We start from the raw sequence: 7,472 nt of genomic DNA, 5'->3' as shown, positions 1-7,472 counted from the left end.
CTCGATCGGTAATGGTTTCATTATTGCTATTGATATACTTATCTTAACTGTACTCTATTAACCTGCAATCTGCTGTATATTGCTCTACGCAACTTATCCAAGTCTTCATTAACTGCTTTCATCACGTGAAAACGGTCAATAACAACTTGGCAAGACAGGGAATACTTGTTCTATCACTTGTGGAAATCTTCCCCACTCTCAACACTCACTGCCTCAACTTGCTCTCGAACATCAAACGGCTGTTGTCTAAGGATTTTTACTATATCTTCTTGACGGTGAGAGTCAATCATTTCAATCAAATTACTACCTTCAATGTCACTAACAACAGTGACCAAACTTACGAATGTTTTTCTCATACTTACAGCATATTGCATATAGATTTAGTACGTAAAAACCGGATTTTTTGAACAGACTCAGTAATGATGCGAGAAATGTAAAGAAATCCGGTTTCTGGAGTGTGCTTGATAAACCTGGAATATGCTGTATTACCTCTGTGACTGACGCGGAACAACTACCGCCTTATGTTGTAGCCGATATTTACAGTCGGCGATGGCAAATTCAGACGGCTTTTTGTTTAGTTAAACGCTTGTTGGGACTGTCTTATTTGTGGACTGGTTCTAGTAACGGCATCAAACTTCAAATTTGGGCAACTTTGCTGTTTTATGCCGTGTTACTGGATGTGGCTGATGCTGTTGCTGACGAATTAGAACTCTGTACTGAGCAGATATCTTTAGAAATGCTAGGGGGCGGACTTTATCAATTTAACCATGCCTATTCTCGTGCCACGGCATCCGATCCTATAGCCTATTTTAATACCAGGGAAAATCATGATTTGATGATTGTCAAATATGAGCATAAATCCAGAATAAGGCAGCAGTTAAATCTGTCTGCCTATCCCACTTGACATTGGTGACAAATTCCTAAGTTGTCACCAATGGGATCTGCCTGGAAACAAAACTACAATGGTATGAATTTGCTAAGAAGCCGATCGCACTAAAATGACTGTACAATCGCAACCGCGCGCCACAGCTTCCGGGATGTTCCCCTGAATCACCTGCTTCAGCAGCCCTTCGCGGCTCGCTCCCAGGACGATCGCATCGCACTGATCGTTCTGAGCCAAATCAATTAAAGCATCAGAAACCGATTTAGCGCAAACCGAAGTCGCTATTATCGAACAGCTAACCCGGCGCTTGATAAACTCCGCTGCTTGCTTTAATTCCCCCCTATCGGGTTCTGCAACAGAAGGCTGATGAACCTGACACAATTTAATCTCCGGTACAGCACTCGCAGCCACCAAAGCAGGTAGCAGCCGCAAAGCCGCAGCTTGCTGGTAACTGCCCCGAATAGGCACCAACCAGCGCTGCAAACCCATCAGCGTGTGCAGGCCCAATTCTGGCCCTGGAATGTCTGAATTCCGCGGGGAAAGTTCAGTCTCAGGAGTGGCTGATGAATCTGAGGCGATCGCCAATGTGGGATTATCTGCACCATCAACTCCTTCGGTATTGAATTCCCATTCTATAGACGTATATTTCCGCCCGCTAAAAGCGACGGAAAACTTATTTTTCTTACGTGTGGCTAATAGTTTTTCGCTCCATTTCACCAAAATTACCTCGCAGCCTGCTTGCCGAATTACTGTATCGACCACATCGCCAAAAATGCGTCCTTTTGTGGAAAATTCGCCTTGCCATCCCATCAAAATTAAATCGATATGGCCCTCCTTAATTGTCTCCAAAATCGCGTTAGGCACGTCATGAGCTACCCGTATTTGGGTGTGTACCGGCAAGTTCCAATTGCGAACAATTCGCTCGGCTTGTTGCAGCAGACGGCGGCTTTTGGTTGTCCGCACTGCGGTTTCAGAAGGGGAACTGTTGCGCGGTACTAAGATGATTTGCAGGCATTCTAATTCGTAATTGCGATCGCGCGCAATCGCCGCCGCCAGCCGCAGCAAAGCGGGTGCTGTTTGGGGGTTGGAAAGCGGCACTAATAACCGGCCGTTTCCGACTTGCGGAGCCCTGGTTTGATAGACTATACAAGAAGGTTCTGGATGCGGGCCCTGGGTTGTTTCTCCGCTGAGGCGATCGGATTCAATTCGGATAATGTCGCTGCGGGTAATAATTCCCACCAAACGGCGGCCTTCTACGACTGGCAAGCGGCTAATATTGTAGTTGTTGAGCCTGTACAATACCTCGCTTAAAGTATCGCTTGCTTTGACTGCGATCGGCTGTACAGTCATAAATTCTTTAAGCAGCGAGTTGCCGGGTAAATTGCGCTCGCTGGCATTTGCCAAATCGGTTTGACTGACAATTCCGACTAATTTGCCATTTTCAACGACTGGAAATCCTCGGTGATGCGATCGCGAAAAAGCTTGCATCACTTCATCGAGAGTCAGCAGACTCGAGAGAGTTTCAACTCGACGCTGCATCACGTCATCTGCGTGCAAGTCGCTCAAAGTATTGCTCGCAGCTTTTGCCTTTGTCAGTTGAATGCCGTTAAACTCCAAAAGGCGAGTATACAGCGAGCCGCTCTCTACCTTTTCTGCCATTAAATAAGCAACTACAGAACAGATCATCAAAGGCAGCACTAATTTGAAATCCGCCGTAATTTCAAACACAATTACTACCGAAGTAATCGGAGCTCTAGTAACCGCGCAAAAAAACGCTCCCATTCCCGCCAAAGCGTAAGTTACGGGCGAACCAACGCCCAGGAAATCTGCCTGCACAATGCCCACCATGTGACCGAGTGCAGAACCCATAACTAGGGAAGGGGAGAATAACCCTCCCGGAGCGCCAGAAGCAGCGGAAATAATTGTTAGAAAAAAGTGAGCTATAAAAGCAATTAAACTCGTTATGCCACTTGCTTCCCCGGTCAGCAGAAACTCCCGCAAACCCGTATTGTTGCGGAAAGTTTCTGGGAGAGAAGCTATTACTAAACCGCAGATTATGCCAGCTAGACCCACTCGCGCGGGCAAAGCTAATTTGAGAGATCGCCTGTTAAATTGCAAGCTAGCAATAATCCCTTTCGTGAACAAAGCTCCCAGCAATCCTGCTAAAATTCCTAGCAGTATGTAGAAGGGAATTTCCTGAGCTTCAAAACTGCTTCGGTACTCGCGAAGGTTCAAATTTAAACTATCGCCGCCCAAAAGCTGCGAGACAACTGCACCGATAAATGAAGCGATAATTGCAGTCCCTAAAGTCAATCCCGAAACATCGTGCAGCAGTTCTTCAACTACAAACAAAACTCCTGCAATGGGAGTATTGAAACCAGCAGCCAATCCCGCAGCAGCACCGCAAGCAATCAATTGTCGGCGGTAGTCTGGGGAAGTGGGCATCAAGTGACCGATCCAGCCAGCCAAAGATGCTCCTATTTGCACAGTTGGGCCTTGCCTGCCTAAAGTTAAACCGGAACCAACTGCTAAAATAGTCGTCAGAAGTTTGGCTACAGCTACTCGCAAATCTAAGGAAAGATTCACTCCGCCGAGAGCAGCTTTGACGTGAGGAATGCCACTGCCTGCAGTTTCCGGAGCAAAACGCTCAACCAAGAAACCTGTCAGCAACCCGCCGCATAAACCGACGCTGGGCAGTAATATCCAAGCTGGGATTAATGTCGAGGTAGCAACTCGCCAACTGCCGAGCCATCCGACTCCCGACTTTAGCAAAACACCAGCCAGTCCTGCCACCAAGCCGATCAGACAAGCTTCAAAAATGGCTAGGCGTTTCGGCCGTAAAAAAAGTTGAGATTTGATGACCCTGGAAGGTTCCCTAAAGTGTTTAGGGATAGTTATGTACGGCATAAATAGCGTAGATGACCTGAGAATTGTCTGCTCGATCGCACTTTAGCGAAAAATCCTTCGACTTAGCAAAATATAACTAATTTTTAACCGGAGGTTCACGCAGAGTAACGTAGATGAACTTTACTAATCTGCGTTACTCTGCGATTATTTACCTGATCACCTCTACTAATGTTTTTTTTAATCCGCCACTTCCAAGTCTGGCTGGCCGGTGGCCGGCAGTGTCGCCCCAAATCCTGTTTTGTCGTGTCTGCGCTTTACCCAAACCGTTGAGATTCCCATGGATGCGGCGGGTAGAATGTCGTGATATACACTCTGATCAAGGTGCAGCAGCTTTTCGCAAGGAATCCCCATTGTTTCTAGGGCTATTTCAAAGTTGCGAGTTGACGGTTTGTACGATCGCACTTGTTCCGCAGTAATCAACCAGTCGAATTCGACTTTTAAATATTTGGCTGTAGCAGCAAACAAACCATCGTCAATAGTGGAAATTACTGCTAGTTTGTATTTATGCTTTATTGCTTCCCAGGCTGCAACTGTATCGGAAAATGGTTGCCAATTTTTGATGGAATCAACCACCGAGTTTATTTCTGTGTCTGCGGCTGTTTCTGTGGGTTAAAAATTAAATAAATTTTTGACCATTTTTTTTGACTATTTTTTGCATTATCTCCTGCTATCTTATATAATTATTATTCGGGTTTTATAGTTCGGATTCAAAGCCAGTAAAAAGCTCTAAAATTCCGTCATCGCTGAAATCAATTTCCCTATTGGACAGCAAGTTTTTCAAGGGGGGTAATATCTCCTTTTCCCAAACTATCAAAGTGCCGTAGCCGTCAAAACTCACTATTTAAAATTGATTGAATTCTAGCATGGTTCGCTCCTAGTTTAGGGTTGATATTCCGCAAAAATTTCAATTTTTCCCACAATGTTTTGATTAAATTGAGCCAATTCTTCTGCGGGAATCCAATATTCTTGGTGAATCGAACTGCCCACATTTTGAACTGGATATTTTTTTAAGAATTCTGCCGCCACCCGAAAGCGGGTGACATAGCCGAAATATCCCGATGCTGCATCTCTTGTATTCCAATCTCGCGCGATTTGTATGGCATAGGCTTTGTGAAGTACGGGATAAAAAGTAGGCTGAAATGATAAGCGTGGCGGAAATGCCAGAAAATCGCTTTCTTTAATCAGTTCCATTTCTTTTTTACCGACGGCTCGGAACAGCGTTACTGTCTCTTGATCTGATATATTGATATTTTTAAACCACGCTTTCCAACCGTCCCAATTGTGAACTATTTTCGCCAATTCAGCGTAACCGGCGGCGCCCGGATGGGAGCCATCGTTTTCGCTCAGTTCTTTTTGCCAAATTTCCGATTTTTGCAGCAGGGTGCAAACATCTAGATAAGGCACGTTTAACTCGCTGCAAACTTGAGCAAAGTGCTCCGATAAGTTGGCAATCCGGCTTGTACGCTCGGCATCAATAACTGGCGGTGGCCCTACCATTAAAAGTGGGAGTCTTTCTTTGGCAGACTTGAGAATATATCGCGCATTTTCAATTGATTTCTCAACTTCAATGCGAATTTTTTCGTTTTCTAGATAAGTGTCGTTGACGCCAAAGGAAAATACTATTCTGCCGTCGCCGTAGTGAGGTAAGCGGCAAGAAACTTCGTTGAACCAGCGAGTTTCTATATCGGCACTGGTTTCTCCCCTTATTCCTAAATTGTAGTAGGTAATATCGTGTCCTTGTCCGCAAGCGGCCGCGCAAATCCGTCCTGTCCAACCGAGACATTTTGGATCGCAAGTACCATTTACAAAAGAATCGCCGATAAAACAAATACGCATATTATGTGTGGGAATTGGTAATTGGGAATTGGGAATTGGGAATTGTTGACTGTTGACTGTTGACTAATAATTGATGACAACTGACAACTAACAACTGCCAACTGCCAACTGCCAACTAACTTTAATTCTTGCCGATGACGGACAATCCTTCTACAATTACAGATGGTGTGTGGCAAGAACCGTTCCACTCGGAGTCTCCTCCCACTTCTACCAATTGTTTGAGGACGCTGTAGACGTTGCCAGCTACCATTGTGTCTTTGATTCGGCCGACTATTTCACCTTTTTTGACTCGGTAGCCGAGATCGACGTTAATCGAAAAATCGCCGGAAATTCCGGCACTGCCGCCAAGCATTTGATCCACTACAATTCCATCGTCTAATTTAGCGATTAAATCCATTAGCGAAAGCGAGCCTGGTTTAATCAAAACATTGAACAAACTAGGCGTGGGATAGCTGCCCAAACCCGGGCGAAATCCGTTGCCGGTGGTTCCGCTGCCCAGGGTTCGACCGGTGGTGCGATCGGTATAAAATAGCTGCAACACTCCGCTGTTGATAAAGATGATCGCCCGAGTTGGAGTACCTTCGTCGTCAAACGGACAGCTATAGGGCCCGATATCCGGCTGCTGCGAGAGGGTGACAAGCGGCGATGTGACTTGTTGGCCTAATCGATCGTTCCAAGGCGAAGCGCCTTCGAGTACCTGTTTGCCGTTCAACGCCGCACAGACAGTCCCCCACAGCAAATCGGCTGCTTTGGCTGTAAACAGCACCGGCACGCGGCCCGTGGCGGGGGCTACATTGTCTTTCGCCCATTCCAAACGTTGCAAAACTCGCCTGGCGCTGGTGTTTAAGTCGAGGGTGCCGCGTTCGGTTTCGCCTTCCCAAATGTTGAGGAAATCTTCTCCCCGCACTAATTCTGCTGACAAGTAACCGCTGAGGGTGGTGTCGGTGTGACTCGAATCCAAGCCTCTGGTGTTCACCAAGCGGGTGCTCTCAATTTCGCAGTCGAGTTCGGCGGTGCAGAGGCTTTCGGGATAGGCTTCGCGGACGATCGCGATCGCCTCTTTTCCCCAGTTTACTAGCTGTTCTGCCGGCACCGACACTCCGCGATCGGGATAAACAACTTTTTCACCGGTGCCGAGTTCGATGGTTTCCGGTTCGTTAAGCTGCGAAAGCGCGATCGCCCTGTCCACCAAAATTTGTAGTTCCACAGGCCCGTAGGCCACCGCCAAACCCGGCCGCCCATCCCGCCACAGCCGGAGTGCAATGCCTTCTGCTTGGGCGGTTTCTAGCTGTTTGAGGCGGTTTGCTTCAAAAAAGACCGGCCGTGAGAGCGATTGCGATTCCAATACCTCAGCAGCTTCTGCACCTGCTTTGGTGGCTAGTTCTAACAGTTGTTCTGCTGATTGGTGATTGGTCATTGTTCTCGGTGGTTGGTAATGGGCGATCGGTAATACCATTTTCGATTTTCGATTGTCGATTAAAGAATTGGCAATAACTTACTGGATATGGGTTGGGAACACGGGTCTACATTTAGATTCTTTTGGGAAACTGCTGGAATGGGCGATCGCAAGATTGTACGCATTTGTGATTGTTTCCATCTTGCCAATCGCGTCACTCGATTTTAGCTTTTAGATTTTAGGTGTTAGATTTACTCCACAGATGAATCTGGGAACTTGAACTAGAATCTAAAATTTTGATATCTCCACGACAGGAGTACGTGGCACGGTATCCGTTTTTGGCTGTGGTCAGAAATCGAATTTTTTGCAGCAGGTCAAATCTCAAAGCAGAGATTTTGGGTCAAAAAAAACTGGTTACTTAAATCTGATAGAGAATGCTGCCAGATATCA

General features: G+C 46.4%; 7 protein-coding genes. 1 reads left to right on the top strand and 6 read right to left on the bottom strand.

Annotated features, from left to right (window positions below; all coding sequences use genetic code 11):
- Window positions 1-38 precede the first annotated feature (38 nt).
- Both QUA42_RS27705 and QUA42_RS10755 read right to left on the bottom strand, forming a co-directional pair.
- Window positions 39-140: a transposase gene (locus QUA42_RS27705; protein ID WP_445301304.1), complete on the bottom strand. Its 102-nt coding sequence runs from the start codon at window positions 138-140 to the stop codon at window positions 39-41.
- A gap of 33 nt (window positions 141-173) precedes the next feature.
- Window positions 174-374 (bottom strand): hypothetical protein, encoded by a 201-nt coding sequence (locus QUA42_RS10755; protein WP_333137281.1) that lies wholly within the window; start codon window positions 372-374, stop codon window positions 174-176.
- Between the two features lie 83 nt (window positions 375-457).
- Here QUA42_RS10755 and QUA42_RS10750 point away from each other — a divergent pair, with 83 nt between their 5' ends.
- Entirely contained in the window at window positions 458-904 is a 447-nt protein-coding gene (locus tag QUA42_RS10750) for a hypothetical protein (RefSeq protein ID WP_333137280.1), read from the top strand.
- Between the two features lie 72 nt (window positions 905-976).
- Here QUA42_RS10750 and QUA42_RS10745 read toward each other — a convergent pair whose 3' ends face one another.
- The 4 genes from QUA42_RS10745 to QUA42_RS10730 all read right to left on the bottom strand — a co-directional run bounded on the left by QUA42_RS10745 (window position 977) and on the right by QUA42_RS10730 (window position 7,043).
- Window positions 977-3,790 (bottom strand): chloride channel protein, encoded by a 2,814-nt coding sequence (locus QUA42_RS10745; RefSeq protein WP_333137279.1) that lies wholly within the window; start codon window positions 3,788-3,790, stop codon window positions 977-979.
- Window positions 3,791-3,967: 177 nt separating this feature from the next.
- Window positions 3,968-4,363, bottom strand: a complete 396-nt coding sequence (locus tag QUA42_RS10740; RefSeq protein ID WP_333137278.1) for an HAD hydrolase-like protein — start codon at window positions 4,361-4,363, stop codon at window positions 3,968-3,970.
- 306 nt (window positions 4,364-4,669) lie between these two features.
- Window positions 4,670-5,626, bottom strand: a complete 957-nt coding sequence (locus QUA42_RS10735; RefSeq protein WP_333137277.1) for a GDSL-type esterase/lipase family protein — start codon at window positions 5,624-5,626, stop codon at window positions 4,670-4,672.
- 121 nt (window positions 5,627-5,747) lie between these two features.
- A complete protein-coding gene (locus tag QUA42_RS10730; RefSeq protein WP_333137276.1) occupies window positions 5,748-7,043 on the bottom strand; it encodes a TldD/PmbA family protein in 1,296 nt (431 codons plus the stop codon).
- Window positions 7,044-7,472 lie beyond the last annotated feature (429 nt).

The organism is Microcoleus sp. Pol11C2, from assembly GCF_036701505.1.
GTDB lineage: Bacteria > Cyanobacteriota > Cyanobacteriia > Cyanobacteriales > Microcoleaceae > Microcoleus.
The sequence above is the reverse complement of the archived record's forward strand: the minus strand, read 5'-3'. Positions and strand labels throughout refer to the sequence as shown.

Bases quoted from the DNA above. Each gene is read 5' to 3' on its own strand.
- QUA42_RS10730 (WP_333137276.1), bottom strand. From the start codon at position 7,043: ATGACCAATCACCAATCAGCAGAACAACTGTTAGAACTAGCCACCAAA.
- QUA42_RS10755 (WP_333137281.1), bottom strand. From the start codon at position 374: ATGCAATATGCTGTAAGTATGAGAAAAACATTCGTAAGTTTGGTCACT.
- QUA42_RS10745 (WP_333137279.1), bottom strand. From the start codon at position 3,790: ATGCCGTACATAACTATCCCTAAACACTTTAGGGAACCTTCCAGGGTC.
- QUA42_RS10735 (WP_333137277.1), bottom strand. From the start codon at position 5,626: ATGCGTATTTGTTTTATCGGCGATTCTTTTGTAAATGGTACTTGCGAT.